Here is a 17,750-nt window from a genome sequence, read left to right on the forward strand (position 1 = left end):
ATGGCTAAAAAGTCAATGGTAATTAAGGCTTTGCGGAAGCCAAAATATAGAACAAGGCAAAATCGTAGGTGTAAGCTTTGTGGGAGGCCAAGGGGTTATATGAGGGATTTTGGTATGTGTCGTGTGTGTTTTAGGAAGTATGCGTCTGCTGGATTAATTCCTGGTGTTTCAAAGTCAAGTTGGTAAGGAGAGTTTATGTCGGTTACGCATTCGGTTGGGGATATGTTAACTAAGATAAGAAATGCAAGTAGGGTTAGGCATGAGTCTGTAGAGCTGAAGGTGTCTAGGATAAATAAGTCGATTTTAAATATCCTCAAGGAAGAAGGGTATATTAAAGAATATGGGTTGTTCGACAAAAATGGTATTTCTTTTATTAAGGTGGTGTTGAATTATGATAATAAGAGGAATCCGGCTATAAACAGGATAGACGCTATTTCAACTCCTGGTAGAAAGGTTTATTCTTCGTATAAAAAAATGCCGAGGATAAAGAATGGTTATGGTATTTTGATTGTGTCTTCTTCTAGGGGCGTTATTACTGGAAAGAAGGCTAGAGATAACAAGGTGGGTGGTGAGCTCATTTGTTCAGTTTGGTAAAGAGGTGCATGTATGTCACGTGTTGGTAAGCTTCCCATAAAGATATCAGATTCTGTTAAAGTTGGCGTTACGGACAATTTGGTAACGATTGAGGGGAAGAGAGGTAGATTGAGTCAGGTAGTGGGGGGTGGTATTAAGGTTAGGGTTGAGGGCGATAGCATTTTTGTTGAGCGTTCTTTTGAGGATAAGCAGACGAGGGCTTTTCATGGGCTTTATAGAAGTTTGATTTTTAATATGGTTAAGGGAGTGACGGATGGGTTTTCAAGATCTCTTATTATTAATGGTGTGGGTTATAGGGTGGAACAGCAGGAGGGTAGCCTCTTTTTCAATCTGGGGTATTCAACTCAGTTTGAGTATGTGATACCAGAGGGAGTTTCTATTAAGCTTGATGGTAATACTAAGATTGCAGTTGAGGGGGTGGATAAGTGCAGAGTTGGACAAGTCGCTGCCGAGATTAGAAGCTTGAAAGTGCCAGAACCTTATAAGGGGAAGGGGATTAAATATGACAATGAAATAATTAGGCGTAAAGTAGGAAAATCGGGAGTAAAGAAATAGGTTTTAGGTGATTATTTATGAAGAGAATAAAAGAGGCTGAAAAAAGGAATATAAGACGCAGGAAGAAAATAAGAGGCAGAATCGGGCTCGGAGTGGCGGCCAGGCCCAGGGTTACTGTCTTTAAGTCCAATAGATATTTTTATGCTCAGGTTGTCGATGATGTGGCGGGGTGCACCTTGGCGAGTGTTTCCACTCTTGAGAAGAGCCTTAAATTGGGCAAAAATATTGATGATGTAAGGAAACTTGGAGAGGTTCTTGTAGGTAGGCTTAAGGAGAAAAATATAGATAAACTTGTTTTTGATAGGAACGGTTATAAGTACCATGGACTTATTGCAAGCTTTGCGAATTCTTTAAGGGAAGCTGGTATTGATGTTTAGGAGGGAGATAGAGTGGAAGCTCAGGTTCAGAAGAAACAAATAGAGAAGTTAATATCACTTAATAGGGTTACTAAAGTTGTGAAAGGGGGGAGGAGGTTTTCTTTTGCTGCTTTTATGGTTATTGGTGATGGAGAAGGGCGTGTTGGTTGGGGATTTGGCAAGGCTAATGATGCTAGTGATGCAATAAAGAAGAGTTCTACGAATGCTAGAAAAAATTTAAGGTCTGTTCCCATTAAGAAGGGTACGCTTCCTCATATGGTTATTGGAGATTTTAAAAAGGCTAAGGTTTTAATTAAGCCGGCCACTGAGGGTACTGGTATTATTGCGGGTGGGCCTGTGCGTGCTGTAATGGAGGCTGTAGGGGTGCATGATATTTTGAGTAAATCTCTTGGGTCAAATAATTCTATGAATGTGGTGAAGGCGACTTTTAGGGCATTCGATTTGGTTTTGGATGGTAGAAAAGTGGCTGGAATAAGAGGGAAGACTTTAAGAACTTTATGGGGTTAATTTATGATTAAGAGAAAATTAAGACTTCAGCTTAAGAAGAGTAGGTTTAAGTCTTCAAGATCTAGAGCTAAAAACAAGGCTTTTATTAAGAGGATGAAGGGAAATAGAGAGATTATTTCTAGGAGTGGTGTTGAGGTCGAGGTTGAGCTCAGGAGAAGCTTGATTGGAAAATTGGGTAACAAGGTTAAAACGTTGAGAGCTTTGGGATTGAAGAGAATAGGAGATAAAAGAAGGCATAGTTTGGACAAGTCGGTACAGGGGATGCTTGGTAGGGTAATCAATATGGTTTTAATAAGCGAGGTGGCAAGTGATTAAGTTGAGGAGTCCCTTGGGGGCTAATAAGGCTAGAAAAGTTTTGGGTAGGGGACCAGGGTCTGGTCTTGGGAAGACATCTGGTCGAGGTCAGAAAGGGCAGAGAGCTAGGAATACCTCGCCAAGGCCTGGATTTGAGGGGGGGCAAACTCCTCTTTATAGAAGACTTCCAAGGAGAGGATTTTCTAATTATGATTATAAAGTAAGATATGAGATTGTGGGGCTTGATGATATAGAAAAGAAATTTGAACCTGGTGATGTGGTAAGCTGTGGCACTTTGTTTGAAAAAGGGCTTGTAGGTAGGAATGTTAAGAATATTAAAATTTTGGCTAACGGTAAGCTTACTAAGAAGGTTAATTTTGAAGTTTCTCGTATTTCAAAGTCTGCATCTGAACTTGTAGTAAAAGTGGGTTGTGGTGTTAAATTAATTTAGAATGGTAGTGGTATGAAAGATTTGTTTTTCAATTTGTTTAGTATTAAGGATTTAAGGACTAAGTTTTTATTTACTCTGTCTATTCTTTTTATTTTTAGGGTTGGTTCGTATTTGCCAATACCGGGAATAAATCCTGTGGCTCTTAGGAGTTATTTTAAGGCGCAGGCGGATTTTTCAATCACTAATTATTTTGATTTTTTTTCAGGCGGTGCTTTTAGTAATTTTTCTGTGTTTATGCTTGGTGTAGGTCCTTATATATCAGCCTCGATTATCATACAGCTTCTCGTTTATTCTTTCCCTTCTCTTAAGAGAGTGCAGGAGGGTGACGGAGGCAGGAAAAGGATTAAGAAATATACAAAATATTTAACGATTATCGCGGCTGTAGCCCAGGGGTATGCTACTAGTCTTTATGCTAGAAGTATTCCAGGTGCACTTAATATGCCTTTTAACAGATATATTTTTATTGCTATTTTGACGGTTACGGCAGGGACTTTTATACTTTTGTGGCTTGGTGAACAAGTCAATCAAAGGGGAATTGGGAATGGTGTGTCTTTGATAATTTTTTCAGGAATAGTAGTAAGACTGCAGGCGGCTTTGTTTAATTTGTTTCAGGGGATGAGAGACCCATCTCAAAATATTAATCCCGTTTTTGTGATATTGGTTTTAGGCGTTTTTGTTGTGGTAGTAGTGCTGATTGTATATGAGTATAAGGCACAAAGAAGAATTGCTATACACTATGCTAGAGCAAATTCAAGGAGTGCTGTGAGTTCATACTTGCCAATAAAACTTAATCCATCAGGTGTTTTACCTGTCATTTTTGCGTCTGTTCTCATTACTTTGCCCTTGCAGATTTTGAGTGGGTTTGCTGAAGCTTCTGCGCTTGCAAGACAGGTTTTGTCCTATTTAAGACCCAATGGACTTTATTATACTTTATTGAATGTAGTCTTAATAGTAGGGTTTACATATTTTTATTCAAAAATACAATTGAGTCCAAAAGATATAAGCAATAATATTAGGAAAAATGGAGGCACTATTCCAGGAATAAAGGCGGATGAAATGGAGGGTTATTTGGATGGTATCATGAATAGAACACTGTTTTCGGGTTCTATTTTTTTGTCTATTATTGCAATAATTCCATTTTTGGTGCAGACTATTTTCAGATTCCCGTATGATGTCTCAAGGATTATGGGTAGTTCTTCGTTGTTGATTATGGTGGGAGTAGCTCTTGATACGTTGATTCAGATTGATGCTTATTTAAAGACTCGGGGGGTATCTAGTGGAAATGATAAAAGGAGTGCTTTTTTACAAAAAATTTAGGGGTAGGTTATGAAAGTTAGGGTAAGTGTGAAGCCGATTTGTGAAAAATGTAAGGTAATAAAGAGGAAGGGTGTTTTAAGGATTATTTGTGATAACCTTAAGCACAAACAAAGGCAAAAATAAGGGGATATAATGGCTAGAATAGCAGGAATAGATTTACCTAATGATAAACAGCTTCAAATAGCTCTTACGTCTATTTATGGCATAGGAAGGGCTAGGGCTTTGGAGGTCTGCAGAAAGACAGATATTTCGCCAGATAAAAAGGCTAGGGATTTAGATAATAATGAAATTAATAAGCTTAGAAAGATAGTTGAAAGTGATTATGTTGTTGAAGGGAAGCTTAGAAGTGAGTTGGCTATGTCTATTAAGAGGCTTATGGATATTGCGTGTTATAGGGGGCTCAGGCATAGGAAAGGATTGCCTTTAAGGGGACAGAGAACTAAAACTAATGCGAGGACTAGGAAGGGCAAGCGAAGAACCGTGGCTAATAAGAAAATAGCTGCTAAGTAAGATTGTTTTGTTTATGGAGGGAGAAGATTGAGCGCAAAATTATCGACTAACAAAAAAAGAGTAAAGAGGACTATTGGAGAGGGTAATGTTTATATACAAGCTACTTTTAATAACACGATCGTAACTGTGTCGGACATAAAGGGTAATACTTTAGCTTGGGCAAGTGCTGGGGGGATGGGATTTAAGGGAGCTAAGAAATCGACTCCTTATGCTGCTCAGATGACTGCTGAGTCTGCTTTGGGCAAGGTCAAGGATTTTGGCATTAATTATGTAAATGTCTTTGTGAAAGGGCCAGGGATTGGTAGAGAGTCTGCTATACGTGCTGTTGGATCAACTGGTATGGTTGTGAAGTCAATCTCAGATGTAACTCCGATACCGCATAATGGGTGTAGACCTAAGAAAACGAGACGAGTTTAATTGGAGGAACTAACTAATGTCTTTAGATAAACTTTTGAAAGATTTTACTATACCTGATAGAATTGAGTTTTTAAGGGGAGAGGACGATGGTTCCTATGGGAAATTCGTAATATATCCTTTTGAGAAAGGGTTTGGCGTTACCATTGGAAATACTTTGAGGCGTGTTTTGTTGTCTTCTATTGAGGGATACGCTATATCTGCTATGCGAATTCAATCCAACCAGGGGGGATCTTCGAGGGCTGTTTCAAGTGAGTTTGATTTAATACCTGGAGTTGTGGAAGATACGCTTGAAGTAATTGCTAATATTAAAAATATCCATTTAAAGTTAGATAAGGGGATTAATAGTACGGTTATAAGCTTTTCTGTTAATGGTAGGGATACTAACGTTTTAAAGGCTTCTGATTTTGAAAGAGAGGGTGTTGAGGTATTGAATAAAGATTTGGTCATTGCTACGCTTTCAGGTGATGCAAGTTTGGATTTTGAGTTTCAAGTTAATTATGGGAGAGGCTATGTTTCTTCTGAACACAATGCTAAGTATTTGGAAGAAGTTAATACTATTGCACTTGATTCTATATTTTCTCCAATAGAAAAGGTGTCGTACTCTATTGAGGACACTAGAGTAGGGCAACGATCTGATTATGATAAGCTCATTATGGAAATATGGACAACGGGTGTGATTAGTGCTAATGATGCTATAAGGAAGGCTGCTTCTGTCGTGCGAGAGTTTTTACTTCCATTGGTAAATTTCGAGGATAAGATTGTTCAATCGCTTGAGGATTCTGAATTGAAAGATTCTGATTTGCTTAGTATGAGTGTCAAGAAGTTAGATTTATCTGTTAGATCCTTAAATTGTTTGACTAAGGAAAATGTTAAAACTTTGGGAGAGCTCATTAGTAAGACTTCGGAAGAACTTTCAAAAGCAAGAAACTTTGGGAAAAAAAGTTTAGAAGAAATAATTGAAAAGCTTAGTGTTTATGGGTTATTTTTAGGGATGGCTAAGACAGAGGCTATTAAAGTATTAAACAAAAACGATAAAATATCTAAGTAAGAGGAAACTGTTTCATATGAAGACCAGAGTAGGATTTAATAGATTAGACAGGAAGTCAAGCCACAGGAAGGCGCTTTTGAGGAATATGGTAATTTCTCTTTTTAGGCACGAAAGGATAACTTCTACCAAAGTTAAGTTGGGTGAAGTCAAAAGATTTGCTGAGAAATTAATTACTAGAGCGAAGGTAGATAGCGTGCATAACAGGAGAGAAGTTTCAAAGTTTATACACGACAAGTATATTCTTAATAAGTTATTTGTCAATATATCCCCCATTTTTAAAGAAAGAAAGGGCGGTTATACTAGGGTTATTAAACTAGGGCGTAGATATGGGGATGCTGCTGAGATGGCTATTCTTGAGCTAGTTGATAAAACCTTGGAAGAAAAGTAATAGTCTTTACATATTAGGTATTTCCTTTTTAAGGAGTTATATTTAGTTAGTTTAGAGGATAAGGGGTAGGCTGTATGTTGTATGTTACTTTTTCTTCTATTCTTGCTGTCGTTGTAGGCGTTGTATTAGGGTTTGCGATAAGAGTTGTTTTAGATAGGATTTCTTTATTAAATTTAGGTAAGAAGCTAGAGAAGATAAAAGAAGAAGCAATTTTAGAGATAGACAATGAAAAAAAGCAGATTGTTTCGAATGCAAAAGCTCAGATGCTTAAAGAAAAGAATCAGCAGGATAAGGAAATAAGAGAACGAAGGAATGAGATTTTTAACTTAGAAAAAAGGTTATTACAGAGAGAGGAGACGCTGGACAAGAGAATGTCTGCTCTTGATAAGCAACAGAGTAGGATTGATTCTAGAGTTAAGGAATTTGAACAAAAAGAAAAGACGATACGAGAAAAAGAGGTTTCTTTGGTTAAGAAATTAGAAAATATTTCTGGCTTAACGAAGGAAGAAGCAAAAAAGATCGTCATTGAGAGAGTTGAAAATGAGGCTAAAAGAGATGCCCAGATTATTATCAATAAAAGTGAGCAGGAGGCACAGCTTTTAGCAGATAAGCTTTCAAAGGATATATTGGTTTCTACCATGCAGCGCATGGTTACAGAGGTTAGCTCTGAATTTACTATCGCTTCTGTTGCATTACCTGGCGATGAGATGAAAGGCAGGATAATTGGTAAGGAGGGGCGCAATATTAGGGTACTTGAAACATTAATAGGGGCGGATATCATTATTGATGATACTCCTGAAGCTGTTGTTATATCTTGTTTTAATCCAGTAAGGAAGGAAATAGCTAAAAGAACTCTTGAACGACTTATTACAGATGGAAGAATTCACCCTGCAAGAATTGAAGAAGTTGTACATAGTGTTACTAATGAAATAAATAATATTATTCTTGAAGAAGGGGAGAAAGTAGTATTTGATTTGAATATTCATGGACTTGATAAGAGGCTTATTAGGGGGCTTGGTAGGCTTTACTTTAGAAGTAGCTATGGGCAAAATGTTTTAAGTCACTCAAAAGAAACAGCAATAATAGGTGAAATTCTAGCTAAAGAGATGAAATTGGATCCTGTTGTTGTAAAGAGAGCATGTCTTTTGCATGACATTGGTAAGGGCATGGAAAGTATTTCCGAAAATAGTGAGGGGCATGCTATTACGGGAGCTGAGCTTGCGCAAAGCTGTGGAGAGAGTGATATTGTTGTTAATGCTATTGCTGCCCATCATAATGAAATAAAACCGGAGAGCCTTGAGGCTATTGTTGTTCAAATAGCAGATGCTATTTCTGCATCTCGTCCCGGTGCAAGACGTGAAAGTTTGAATAATTATATAAACAGGCTGAAAAGACTAGAAGAAATTGCTTATGGATTTGAGGGCGTTCAAAAATGTTATGCAATTCAGGCTGGGCGTGAAGTTAGGATTATTGTTGATAATTTATTGGTTAATGATGAGAAAGCCACTGTGCTTGCAAGGAACATTGCAAAGAAAATAGAAGTTGAGATGAGATATCCTGGTAAAATTAAAGTTACTATTATTCGAGAAACCAGAGTTATTGAATATGCAAGATAGTGACATTATTAGAACTTTAATAATTGGGGACATAATAGGTGATTCGGGGTTGAAAAAGGTTTTTTTTAACCTCAAGATCCTTAAAGATAAATATAACGTAGATCTCGTTATTGCTAATGGGGAAAATTCATCTGGTGGGTTTGGAATTACCACAGAGATAGCGGATAATCTTTTTAAAGCTGGTGTTAATGTTGTTACTACAGGTAATCATGTCTATTCTGACTATAGTATAAAAGAATATTTAAATAAGCAGAAATGTATTTTAAGACCAAATAATTTTTCAGATTTACTTGAAGGGCATGGCTATTGTATTTTAAGTGTCAGAAATGAAAAGGTTGCTGTTGTAAATATTCAAGGGTTTTTAGGGATGACTTTTATTGTTAAAAACCCTTTTGAAAATATAAAGAAGTTTGTAAATATGATCGGGAATAAGGTCAAAACTATTTTTGTTGATTTTCATGCTGAGAGTAATTATGAAAAAGAGAGCTTTGGATATTTCTTAGATGGGCTTGTCACGGGAGTTGTTGGCACTCACACGCACATAATGACTCAAGACGAGAGAATTTTAGAAAAGGGAACTGCTTATATTAGTGATCTTGGTATGACAGGTAGTTTAAATTCTGTAATAGGATTTAGTCCGGAAATTTCTCTTAAGGGGTTGCTTGAATATGTATCCTTACGGACAGAGGTTGTTGAGGATAATGTGATTATACAAGGGGTTGTTATTACTTCTGATATAAAGACAGGACGTGCTTTAAAGATTGAGAGAATACAGAGATAGTTTACTTAATTTACTTTGTCAAAGTTACCCTAATTTGACAAGAGATGAGTTAAGAATATTAATTTTGACTGGAAGTGTGTATGTCAATTCGCATAAAGAGCTCAACCCTAAGGTTTTGCTGGTAAAGAGTAGTGCAATAAGTTTAATACGAGCCGAGTCTAATCAGTTTGTGTCAAGAGGAGGAGGTAAACTTTTAGAAGCATTGGAATCGTTTGAAATTTCAGTTCAAGGTAAAATCTGTGTTGATGTTGGAGCTTCAACAGGTGGGTTTACGGATTGTCTTTTGCAAAAAGGAGCCTTGTTGGTTTATGCTGTTGATGTTGGATTTAATCAGCTTTCTTATAAATTGCGAGTTGATCCAAGGGTTAGAGTTTATGAGAAGACTAATATATTTGATATTAAAAAATTTGACATATCTCCCAACTTAGCTGTTGTTGATGTTTCTTTCAGGTCTGCGGTTGGCGTATGCGTAGATTTGATTAATAAGCTTTCTGATGGGTTTATCATTGCTCTTATTAAGCCTCAGTTTGAACTTAAAGAATTGGATTTAGACATAAAAGATTTTAGTGGCGTGGTTGATACTAGATATTTGACTAAAATATTAGACAAGGTAATTAGGAAATTTCATGACAACAACTTACAAGTTAAAAACATTCTGAAACTTGAAATCAAGGGAAGAAAGGGAAATCAAGAATTTATGTTTTTAATTACTAATAACGACGTATCAGGACTTAGCCAGTCTCTTGAATTGCTTCAAAGTATTAATGATTGATACTTTTAAAATGTTTTCTTATCTAGAATGCCCGAGAAATTTAAGTTTAAATCTTCAAGTATTATTGGATTATTTTCAATTCTTAAGGTTATTCCATTAATGCCTTGGATTTCAAGGCATGTTAAGATGATTTGGTTTACTTGGTTGATTGTTCCCTCTACTCCAAAGCTATTTTCATAAAATTCCTTAGATAGGTTGATGTGAGCAATGCCGTCACTTATGCTTAAATTCAATATTTTAGTATTAATAGGAATTAAACTTAGATAGTTATTTTTAAGTTCATATTCATTCGGACCGTTAATAAGTGCTTTTAGTGTCTCTTCAAGAATATTTTTGTCATAGTGAATAGTTCTTTTAATGTCTTGCTTTAAAAAATGCCCCTCAGTAGTAACTTTTATGAAGTACAGCTTAACCACTTTTTTCTTTTTTGAAAGTTTTTGTTGTTGGTGCTTAAATTCTTCTTCAATTTTTTGTATCTCAGGAGGTTTGATTAAAAATTTTTCATCACTAAGTATCTTAACAGTTTCTCTTTTTGTATTATCTAGCTCGGCCTCTATTACTTTGCTAGGTTTTGATGAATCAAATTCAAAGTTTTCATAACCAGCAATTCTATCATTAAATATGTTCTTAATTAATGAATTCTTAACTATTAGTAACAAACAAAGGCCCGTAGCAAAAATGGCAAACAGGACCAGGAACACATCCGTTTTGCTAAGACTACCTCTTCTGCGTCTAACCCTTTTCTTCCTCTTCTTCACCTGATATCCGTCCATAATTGGCATAAACATGCAATATTTGATATTATAGTGGATATAGCTATATAGAAAAAGAGGCAAATTATTTTTGATTAATTCTAGGAAACAAGACTATTGTAGTGTTTTTATTGTAGGCAGACCAAATGTTGGGAAATCCACTTTGTTTAATAAGCTTTTAAATTCAAAGAGAAGCATTACTGATGAAACTTATGGAGTTACCAGAGATTTGATTAAAGAGATTTGCGAGGTTGATTCTTGTAAATTCTATTTGGTGGATACTGGCGGATTTACCCTTTTGAGGGATGAAATTAGCAAGATTGTGGTTGATAAGGTTATAAACTCGCTTGATGGTGCTGATTTGATTTTGCTTGTGTTAGATGTCAATGAAATGCTAGCAGAAGATTATGAGCTTATTGAAAGACTGAGGAAATATAGTGATAAGATAGTCTTAGTATTAAATAAAATAGATGGGCAGAGTAAGGAATCTTTGGCTTATGAGTTTCAAAAATTGGGATTTAAGAAGAGATTTTTAGTTAGTGCGGCTCGTGGAAAAGGTATTAATTATTTAAGGGGATTTTTAAGAGATTCAATTGGTAAATTATCGAGTGGTGATGAAAGTGACGAAAATATTGATATTAAAATCGGTATTATAGGTAAGCCAAATTCAGGCAAGTCCACTCTTATTAACTTTTTATCAGGACATGAGGTCTCTATTGTTTCTCATGAAGCAGGGACTACAAGAGATTTTGTTAAGACGAAATTTAAAAGAGATGGAAAGACGTTCGAAATTATTGACACAGCTGGAATAAGGAGAAGATCAAGGGTAGATGAACTTATTGAGCGTTATTCTGTAAGTAGAGCTTTAAGAGTGATTGATAGGGTAGATGTTGTCTTTTTATTAATTGATACTAATGAGGACTTAACAGCTCAAGATAAGAAAATTGCTCACTATGCAACTAAGAAGGGAAAGGGCATTGTAATTGTATTTACCAAGTGGGATTGTGTAGAGGTCAAGAAAGGTTATTTTGAAGCCGTAAAGGATCGTGTTAATTTCTTTTTTCCGATTTTAAACTTTGCTCCCATATTAAGAATATCCGTTCATGGGAGGATAGGTTTGGATAGTCTTTTTAAGGAAGCAATTAAATTAAGAAAACAACTTGAACTTAAGGTCAATACTGCTGATTTGAATAAAATGTTAAATTTGTGGATTAAGGATTACCACCTAAATATCACGCACAAGGTAAAGTACATAACTCAGGTTAGTGTTAATCCCATCAAGTTTGTTTTATTTGCTAATAAAATTACTAATTTCCCAAATTCTTACTATAATTATTTAATAAATAATATTCGTAAAATTGGGTATGCAAATATTCCGATTCTAATGGAAATTAGAGAAAGGGCAAGAAGCTCAAGGTGAAATATATACTTTTATTCTTAATCGCTAGCAGTCTTAATTTTCTAGCATATGGGAGTTTTTTCTATGATCCTACCGTTAGAGCAAACTACTCGCAATATTTTAGCTCAAGCAATATTTCAGAAAGGATCAAACCCCACAAGCACTACACTACGAATGGTTATTATGTTGAGGTTTCAAGTTCAACAAAGGGAAATTACGTTTACTATTCTTTTTTCCGCCGCAAAGACGGGTTATCCTATATTTTGCCGGGTTCTTATGTAGTTAAAGTTGGAAAGGATGGAATTGATCAGATAAAAATATTTTTTATACACAGGGCGGATACTTTTATTAGAATAAAACCAAGCGGTTCGCATTCTAGTGCCGACTTTTATTTAATAAATACTTTAATACACAAAGAGGTCAAATTGCCTTTCAAGATTATGGATATTGCTACTGGTTCTTTCCTAGAGATAGCTAAATATGTCAGCAGTTTTATTGACTTGAAATTTTTTGATCCTCAATATATTGAAGTCTATGAGAATGTTTCCAGCATGGTTGATAAGTTTAGAACATTCCTAAGGAGTTCTTCGATTGCTGAGGTTCCTGATGGTGCAATGAGTGAGCTGGGAGAGATGGTGTATATTAAGACAGGAAAACCTCAAGGAGAGGTTGAGGGATTTAATTGCTCTGGGTTTGGGAAATGGGTAGCTGATTCAATTTATAAGACAATGACAAAAGAGCTTTTAAAAATAGAAGATCTTAAAGTCAGGCACATTGGAGTTAGGGGTAATAGTTTTACTGAGAAGTATGAGTTTAGTAGGGATTTGTTCTTTGGACTTGACTGGACCCGTAATATTGGATATAGGCTTAAAAATATTAATGCTGGCTTGGATTTAACTAGAATTAAAGAAAATGATGTAAACAATGTTAGCTTTTTAAAATACATTGAAAATCGTGGGTATGAGATTGATAATTTGGATTTTATTCTTTATTATCTAACTTTGAGTGAACCTGGTTATATATACTTTGGTTCTGTTAATACAACAATGAAAGGGGCATCTGGGAAGGTATTTCATAAACATGTTGTTGTTTTGTTTCCATTTATTGATAAAGAATCGATTTTTAGAACCTCTGTGATGGAGGTTAACAGTGAAACTTCAATTAAATCACTTAGGAAAAGATACCCGGATTCGTATATCCATCTAGTTAGGGCAAAAGCTATGAAGGATGTGACTGTAGTTCCAATATCAAAGAGGACGAATAATTAGCTATTATGATAAAAGCTGTAGTATTTGATCTTGATGGGACTCTTTATCCTGAGATTGATATGAACTTGGCAATGTTACCTGAATTTTTAGGAAATATTAGGTTTTTTTTTGCTTTCAAAAGGGTAAGAAAGGAAATAAGAGTTTTACAAAGAGAAAAGAGTGAGCCTTCTAGTAGGGATAAATTAATGTCTATGCAGATTGAAATGCTTGCTGCGCGTTTGGGATTCAGCACGAGCAGGTGTGAATTTTTATTAAATAAGATTTATTATGGGGAGGCTTTTGGGAGCAAATTTAAAAGATTTAAGCCTTATTCTGGTGTACGTGATTTAATTTATTCTCTTAAAAATAGGGGAGTAAAACTGGGTGTGATGTCAGATTTTCCAATTGCAAACCGTGTAAGCAATCTGTTAGGCATTAAGGACGGATTTTGGGATATTCTTTATTCATCAGAAGATACTGGGTATTTAAAGCCGAGCAAAATGGCTTTCTTAAGGATTATGTATGAACTTGGTATACAAGGTAAGCATATCTTATATGTTGGGAATTCTTATGAGTATGATATTTTGGGTGCTGGTGGTGCTTTAATGAGAACAGCTTATTTGTCTGAGAAGAAATTATCAAATAACATGAAATGTGATTTTATTTTTAGTAACTATAAGGAGTTGCAAAAATATATACTTTTAAATATGTAGATGGGTAAAATATTTTATGATAGATTTTGTAACCATTCTGGTTAATCTTTTATTGGTGTTTATAATTTTATTTATCTATAGACAGTATGATAGGCGTTCAAGAGCCCTAGATAAGATTAAAAAATTTGTTGATATTGCCAAGGACAATCTTGAAGATTTTATTGAAGAGAAGACGAAAGAAATCAGTAACCTTGCTGTTGACATGGAAGCTTATCAGCGTTCTAGCATAGAGATTATAAAAAAAATAGATGAAGTACAACAAAAAATTAAAAATAAAAGCAATGATTTTGCGGAAGTGGAGAAAAAGATTGCTTATCATGACTCTATGCTTAAAGAGCTAGATGATATGACTCTTAAAGTACAAGATAATATACAAAGACTTCAAGTTGATGGAAAAATCGTAGATAAGCTTTCAAAGACTTTAAAGTATTTTAATACTCAGATTGATTCTGTTGATTCTAGGCTGGGTGCGGTTTTTGAAAAATTCGATAAGACAAATAAGGAAAATCTTGAGGCGATTAAGATTGAAAGTTGGGAAAAGTTTAACAATACCGTTGAAGAACTAAGTTTGAGAATGAATAATTTAGAGCAAGATATTATGTCTTATCAGAAGTCTTTAGGAATTATTGAGGAGAGGAAGAGTGAAATTTTAGATAAAGGTAATGAGAAGCTTGATAATGAGTTTAAGGAATTTTTATTCAAGCTTGAATCTAATATGGACAGTTATAACAGGTCAATAGAAGAATCTTTGAGTGTGTATGAGGACAAATATAAATCAATAGAGAATTCTATTGAGCTTATACTTGAGAAGGCAAAAACTAAAATTAATGATAGGGAAGACTTTATTTTAACCAGATTAAATGAGGAACTACAAGCAAAGTTTGATGGAGTATTTGTGTATGTCAATGAACGTTCTGTGCAGATGAAAGATAAACTTGAAGATAAGCTTATGTTAATAGATAACGAAATTTCTTCTGTAAGTTCTGTTTTTAAGGATAATGCTTATTCTAGGTTAAATTCTATTGAAGAGACCATTAAACAAGAAATAAGACAATATGAAGAACAAGTTGCGGATATCTTTGATCAATTTAGGGTTCAGATTGAATCTAATGTAGGGGGAATTTATAAAGAGTATGATAACAAGATAAATCAGTTTAACAGTGATATAAGAGAGAGAATAGAGCTTAGCCTAGATAACGCTAATTCTAGAATGGAAAGTGTAGAGACAAATGTTAAGACGTTGTTAGACGACCTTGAGGAAGATTCTAATAAAATATATGTTGATTTCAAGACAAAGGTAGAAGGAGATATTGATAAGTTTAGTGAGAGTATATTTTCAAGAATGAATAGTACTGGGAGTGAATTGGAAACAAAGATTTCAAGTATTGAGGGAGATGTTCAAGATAAGATACTTAAGTTGGGAAATGACTTGTACGCAGATCTTAAAAGGATCAACGATAGACTTGTTAGTGATTATTCTTACTTAGATGAAAGTATTAATTCAAAGTATGATACTCTCTTTGAATCTTTAAATCTAAAAAGTAGTGAGTTGGCAAATCAATTGGAGAGTAAGTATAAGAATGTTGCAGATAAACTTGAGAGTGATATTGATGATTTTGCTATTAAGTACAATGAGAGATTTGACAAAGCTTTTGAAAAATCAGATATTGATTACCAGAATTTTGATATTACTAGTAAAAAGTTAGAAGATGACATTAGAGCTTTAAATGATTTATTGATGAAAGACGTTGAGGCCTTAAGGGGGGAATTTCAGTCCAATTTGATCAGTATCAGTGATGGTATTGGCAGGGAAATATCTAATTTGAAGAGCAATTATAGTGAAGATATAGGTGAATTTATTAATAAAATGGAAGCTACCAAACTGCAGTACGAAGATTGGCAGAAGGAAGTAAGTTCAAATCTGGAGAATATTGAGTCTAATTTGAATAAAACCAATGAAGAATTTTTAAATTTGATTGAAATGCAAAGGGCAAAAGGGAAAGAGCTTAGTGAAAGTATCTTTGGCGAACTTTCAGATCATATTCAGAAGAAGGCGATGGATATGCATGGCAATTGGAAGGATGAGCTTATTGCTTTAAACAAATCCTTACTGGACATTAAAATCTCAAGTGAAGAGTTACTCTTATCAGCCTCTTCCAAAGTGGAGTCTTTAGAAAGAGATGTTAATGAAAGACTTGAGTATGTTTCATCAAAAACTGAGGATCTTGAAAGCTCAGTATTAGAGAAATACAAAGAGTTGAAAGATATTTCATATAGGAAGGGCAATGATACCTTATTAGGCATTAAAGAGTTTATTGATAATCAAGCTGAAATAATACATGACAAGGCTATTATGATGCTTAATGGACTTAATGAAGGATTTTCTGGTAAAGAAGAGCTGATTAGAAACAAAATGGAAGAACTTGAATATAGATTGAGAGATTTTAAACTTGAGGGTGAAGATGTCCTAAATAATTTTAGGACGGATCTTGATTCTTTTGTTGAAACTAGAGTACGAGAGTTTTCTGAAATTAAGAATGAAAATCAAAAGCAAATAGACAATTTTTTAAACTCGATATCTGAGGACATTTTGAGTAGAAAAGATATGCTTAATGTTGAAATAGATAGTAAGCTTACTGATTGGCAGGGGAAATTAAGTGAAATAGCGGTTAATATCGAAAATGTATTGACTTCAGGAAGGGTTGATATTAGTGCGTTAGATTCTGAGATATCTCTAAAGATTAGAGAGCTGAAAACTACTGTTGAGGGCCTTGATAGTTACTACCTTGAAAAAATAGATGAATTTAGAAACCAAGGGAATGTATATTCGGATGAATTACTGTCCAATATTATTAGTCATTTTGATGCAGACACTAAAGAGATAGAAGAAAATTTATCCAAGAAATTTGCTACGGTATTAGAAAGATCTGAGGAGTTTGTTAAAGAAGTTGACAGTTTGTTGCAAGACAAAAGAACTGATATTACTTCATTTCAGGCAAATATTGATATTACTCTTGACTCTCTCAGTTCAAGGTTTAATGATTTAAACAAAGAGATTAATGAAAAATATAATGAGGTAATACTTAATTCTAGAGGGTATTCGGAAACTCTTTCAAATAAATTGGAGAATGAGATAGTATATGAGATCGAGGATGTAAGCAGAAAGTTGACGGACAAGATAGATGCTCTTAGTAAGAATATGAATGAAAATTTGCAAAGTTTTAAATCATCTTTTGATGTGTCAAAGTATCAAGTTGAAAATTTTGAAATTAAGATTAAGGACATAATAGAGAAAGAAGAAATAAGAATTAATGAATTTTTAAAGGAGATTGAACAGCAATATGCAACTAGAAAAGAGGAAGCTGTTGACTACAAGAGGATAATGGATGCTGATGTTGTTAAGTTAAAAGAGCAGTTTATAGAAAGGATTAATGAACTTAAGGGTAATATTGAGGATAAATCTGAGTTTTTAAATGATCTTTATAAGGAAAGATTTAAAGTTTTTGAAAATAATCTTGAAGAAAGGTATTCAACTTTTTTAATTGAAAGTGAAGAGGCTATTTTAAAGATTAGAGATGAAATATATAAGATACTTACAGATAATGATGAAAATTTGAGGGTAAAAATAAGCGAGATGGATCGTAATTTTGAGATATTGGAGGAAAGATCAAAGGAAGTTTTAGAGTTTGAAGAGAGTTTAAGAAAAAAGATAAGAGAGAGTACCGATACGATAAGCCATCAATTTGATTTGATTAAGTCAGATATTGAGAAAGAAATGAGGATACAATTCGAGTCACATATGATGAGAACAACTGCTTCAATTGATGAAGAAATTACAAAGTATGAGAATGGGATTAACAACAAAATATCTTCCCTTAAGTTAATTGAAAATAGTTTTAAGGACATAGAGAAAGATCTAAAAGATAAAGTTGGTAAATGTCATAATGAGATTAGCAGTGTGCTTGACTTGAAGTACAGGGAGCTTGAGGGGAAGTACAATGAGAAGCAGGAG

Annotated in this window: 21 protein-coding genes; 20 read left to right on the forward strand and 1 reads right to left on the reverse strand. The window is 34.5% G+C overall.

The annotated features are described in order from the left end of the window. The 16 genes from QYZ68_RS02525 (at position 1) to QYZ68_RS02600 (ending at position 9,627) form a co-directional block, all read left to right on the forward strand. A complete protein-coding gene (locus QYZ68_RS02525; RefSeq protein ID WP_301384004.1) occupies positions 1-186 on the forward strand; it encodes a type Z 30S ribosomal protein S14 in 186 nt (61 codons plus the stop codon). 9 nt (positions 187-195) lie between these two features. Further along, positions 196-594 carry a 30S ribosomal protein S8 gene (gene rpsH, locus QYZ68_RS02530; RefSeq protein WP_301384005.1) on the forward strand — a complete coding sequence of 133 codons (399 nt, stop codon included), beginning with the start codon at positions 196-198 and terminating at the stop codon, positions 592-594. Positions 595-606: 12 nt separating this feature from the next. Next, positions 607-1,149 carry a 50S ribosomal protein L6 gene (rplF, locus tag QYZ68_RS02535; RefSeq protein ID WP_301384006.1) on the forward strand — a complete coding sequence of 181 codons (543 nt, stop codon included), beginning with the start codon at positions 607-609 and terminating at the stop codon, positions 1,147-1,149. Between the two features lie 17 nt (positions 1,150-1,166). Further along, entirely contained in the window at positions 1,167-1,526 is a 360-nt protein-coding gene (gene rplR, locus QYZ68_RS02540) for a 50S ribosomal protein L18 (RefSeq protein ID WP_301384007.1), read from the forward strand. A gap of 12 nt (positions 1,527-1,538) precedes the next feature. Further along, positions 1,539-2,033: a 30S ribosomal protein S5 gene (gene rpsE, locus QYZ68_RS02545; protein ID WP_231760511.1), complete on the forward strand. Its 495-nt coding sequence runs from the start codon at positions 1,539-1,541 to the stop codon at positions 2,031-2,033. 3 nt (positions 2,034-2,036) lie between these two features. After that, complete coding sequence (rpmD, locus tag QYZ68_RS02550) at positions 2,037-2,348, forward strand: 50S ribosomal protein L30 (RefSeq protein ID WP_301384008.1); 312 nt, start codon at positions 2,037-2,039, stop codon at positions 2,346-2,348. Next, positions 2,341-2,778 (forward strand): 50S ribosomal protein L15, encoded by a 438-nt coding sequence (gene rplO / locus QYZ68_RS02555; RefSeq protein ID WP_301384009.1) that lies wholly within the window; start codon positions 2,341-2,343, stop codon positions 2,776-2,778. The genes rpmD and rplO overlap by 8 nt, the downstream gene beginning before the upstream one ends. A gap of 12 nt (positions 2,779-2,790) precedes the next feature. Next, positions 2,791-4,095 carry a preprotein translocase subunit SecY gene (gene secY / locus QYZ68_RS02560; RefSeq protein ID WP_301384010.1) on the forward strand — a complete coding sequence of 435 codons (1,305 nt, stop codon included), beginning with the start codon at positions 2,791-2,793 and terminating at the stop codon, positions 4,093-4,095. Positions 4,096-4,104: 9 nt separating this feature from the next. Beyond that, complete coding sequence (rpmJ, locus tag QYZ68_RS02565; RefSeq protein WP_002557090.1) at positions 4,105-4,218, forward strand: 50S ribosomal protein L36; 114 nt, start codon at positions 4,105-4,107, stop codon at positions 4,216-4,218. 9 nt (positions 4,219-4,227) lie between these two features. Further along, positions 4,228-4,605: a 30S ribosomal protein S13 gene (rpsM, locus tag QYZ68_RS02570; protein WP_301384011.1), complete on the forward strand. Its 378-nt coding sequence runs from the start codon at positions 4,228-4,230 to the stop codon at positions 4,603-4,605. Positions 4,606-4,632: 27 nt separating this feature from the next. Continuing rightward, a complete protein-coding gene (rpsK, locus tag QYZ68_RS02575; protein ID WP_301384012.1) occupies positions 4,633-5,022 on the forward strand; it encodes a 30S ribosomal protein S11 in 390 nt (129 codons plus the stop codon). Between the two features lie 16 nt (positions 5,023-5,038). Further along, positions 5,039-6,070, forward strand: a complete 1,032-nt coding sequence (locus QYZ68_RS02580) for a DNA-directed RNA polymerase subunit alpha (protein ID WP_301384013.1) — start codon at positions 5,039-5,041, stop codon at positions 6,068-6,070. Positions 6,071-6,086: 16 nt separating this feature from the next. Next, a complete protein-coding gene (rplQ, locus tag QYZ68_RS02585) occupies positions 6,087-6,458 on the forward strand; it encodes a 50S ribosomal protein L17 (RefSeq protein WP_301384014.1) in 372 nt (123 codons plus the stop codon). Positions 6,459-6,532: 74 nt separating this feature from the next. Then, entirely contained in the window at positions 6,533-8,074 is a 1,542-nt protein-coding gene (gene rny, locus QYZ68_RS02590; RefSeq protein ID WP_301384015.1) for a ribonuclease Y, read from the forward strand. Further along, positions 8,064-8,855 carry a TIGR00282 family metallophosphoesterase gene (locus tag QYZ68_RS02595; protein WP_301384016.1) on the forward strand — a complete coding sequence of 264 codons (792 nt, stop codon included), beginning with the start codon at positions 8,064-8,066 and terminating at the stop codon, positions 8,853-8,855. Before rny ends, QYZ68_RS02595 begins: the two co-directional genes overlap by 11 nt. Further along, positions 8,836-9,627, forward strand: a complete 792-nt coding sequence (locus tag QYZ68_RS02600; protein WP_301384017.1) for a TlyA family RNA methyltransferase — start codon at positions 8,836-8,838, stop codon at positions 9,625-9,627. The genes QYZ68_RS02595 and QYZ68_RS02600 overlap by 20 nt, the downstream gene beginning before the upstream one ends. 5 nt (positions 9,628-9,632) lie before the next feature. Here the strand turns inward: QYZ68_RS02600 and QYZ68_RS02605 are convergent, their stop codons facing one another. After that, entirely contained in the window at positions 9,633-10,409 is a 777-nt protein-coding gene (locus QYZ68_RS02605) for a GerMN domain-containing protein (RefSeq protein ID WP_301384018.1), read from the reverse strand. 61 nt (positions 10,410-10,470) lie between these two features. On the opposite strand from QYZ68_RS02605, the gene der reads away from it, so the two are divergent. The 4 genes from der to QYZ68_RS02625 form a co-directional block, all read left to right on the forward strand. Further along, positions 10,471-11,799: a ribosome biogenesis GTPase Der gene (gene der / locus QYZ68_RS02610; protein WP_476390620.1), complete on the forward strand. Its 1,329-nt coding sequence runs from the start codon at positions 10,471-10,473 to the stop codon at positions 11,797-11,799. Beyond that, positions 11,796-13,046, forward strand: coding sequence for a hypothetical protein (locus tag QYZ68_RS02615; protein WP_301384019.1), 1,251 nt, complete (start codon positions 11,796-11,798; stop codon positions 13,044-13,046). The genes der and QYZ68_RS02615 overlap by 4 nt, the downstream gene beginning before the upstream one ends. Positions 13,047-13,051: 5 nt before the next feature. Next, a complete protein-coding gene (locus tag QYZ68_RS02620) occupies positions 13,052-13,738 on the forward strand; it encodes an HAD family hydrolase (protein WP_301384020.1) in 687 nt (228 codons plus the stop codon). 16 nt (positions 13,739-13,754) lie between these two features. Further along, the coding region (locus QYZ68_RS02625; protein ID WP_476390621.1) for a SpiroCoCo family coiled-coil protein at positions 13,755-17,750 on the forward strand (3,996 nt) is incomplete at its 3' end.

Source organism: Borrelia sp. P9F1 (assembly GCF_030436115.1).
Classification (GTDB): Bacteria; Spirochaetota; Spirochaetia; order Borreliales; family Borreliaceae; genus Borrelia.

Excerpts from the sequence above, each read along its gene's own strand:
- rplF (WP_301384006.1), top strand. The coding sequence starts at position 607 with ATGTCACGTGTTGGTAAGCTTCCCATAAAGATATCAGATTCTGTTAAA.
- rpmD (WP_301384008.1), top strand. The coding sequence starts at position 2,037 with ATGATTAAGAGAAAATTAAGACTTCAGCTTAAGAAGAGTAGGTTTAAG.
- QYZ68_RS02620 (WP_301384020.1), top strand. The coding sequence starts at position 13,052 with ATGATAAAAGCTGTAGTATTTGATCTTGATGGGACTCTTTATCCTGAG.
- rplR (WP_301384007.1), top strand. The coding sequence starts at position 1,167 with ATGAAGAGAATAAAAGAGGCTGAAAAAAGGAATATAAGACGCAGGAAG.
- rplQ (WP_301384014.1), top strand. The coding sequence starts at position 6,087 with ATGAAGACCAGAGTAGGATTTAATAGATTAGACAGGAAGTCAAGCCAC.
- rpsH (WP_301384005.1), top strand. The coding sequence starts at position 196 with ATGTCGGTTACGCATTCGGTTGGGGATATGTTAACTAAGATAAGAAAT.
- rny (WP_301384015.1), top strand. The coding sequence starts at position 6,533 with ATGTTGTATGTTACTTTTTCTTCTATTCTTGCTGTCGTTGTAGGCGTT.
- rpsM (WP_301384011.1), top strand. The coding sequence starts at position 4,228 with ATGGCTAGAATAGCAGGAATAGATTTACCTAATGATAAACAGCTTCAA.
- QYZ68_RS02580 (WP_301384013.1), top strand. The coding sequence starts at position 5,039 with ATGTCTTTAGATAAACTTTTGAAAGATTTTACTATACCTGATAGAATT.
- QYZ68_RS02605 (WP_301384018.1), bottom strand. The coding sequence starts at position 10,409 with ATGCCAATTATGGACGGATATCAGGTGAAGAAGAGGAAGAAAAGGGTT.
- QYZ68_RS02595 (WP_301384016.1), top strand. The coding sequence starts at position 8,064 with ATGCAAGATAGTGACATTATTAGAACTTTAATAATTGGGGACATAATA.
- secY (WP_301384010.1), top strand. The coding sequence starts at position 2,791 with ATGAAAGATTTGTTTTTCAATTTGTTTAGTATTAAGGATTTAAGGACT.
- QYZ68_RS02525 (WP_301384004.1), top strand. The coding sequence starts at position 1 with ATGGCTAAAAAGTCAATGGTAATTAAGGCTTTGCGGAAGCCAAAATAT.
- rpmJ (WP_002557090.1), top strand. The coding sequence starts at position 4,105 with ATGAAAGTTAGGGTAAGTGTGAAGCCGATTTGTGAAAAATGTAAGGTA.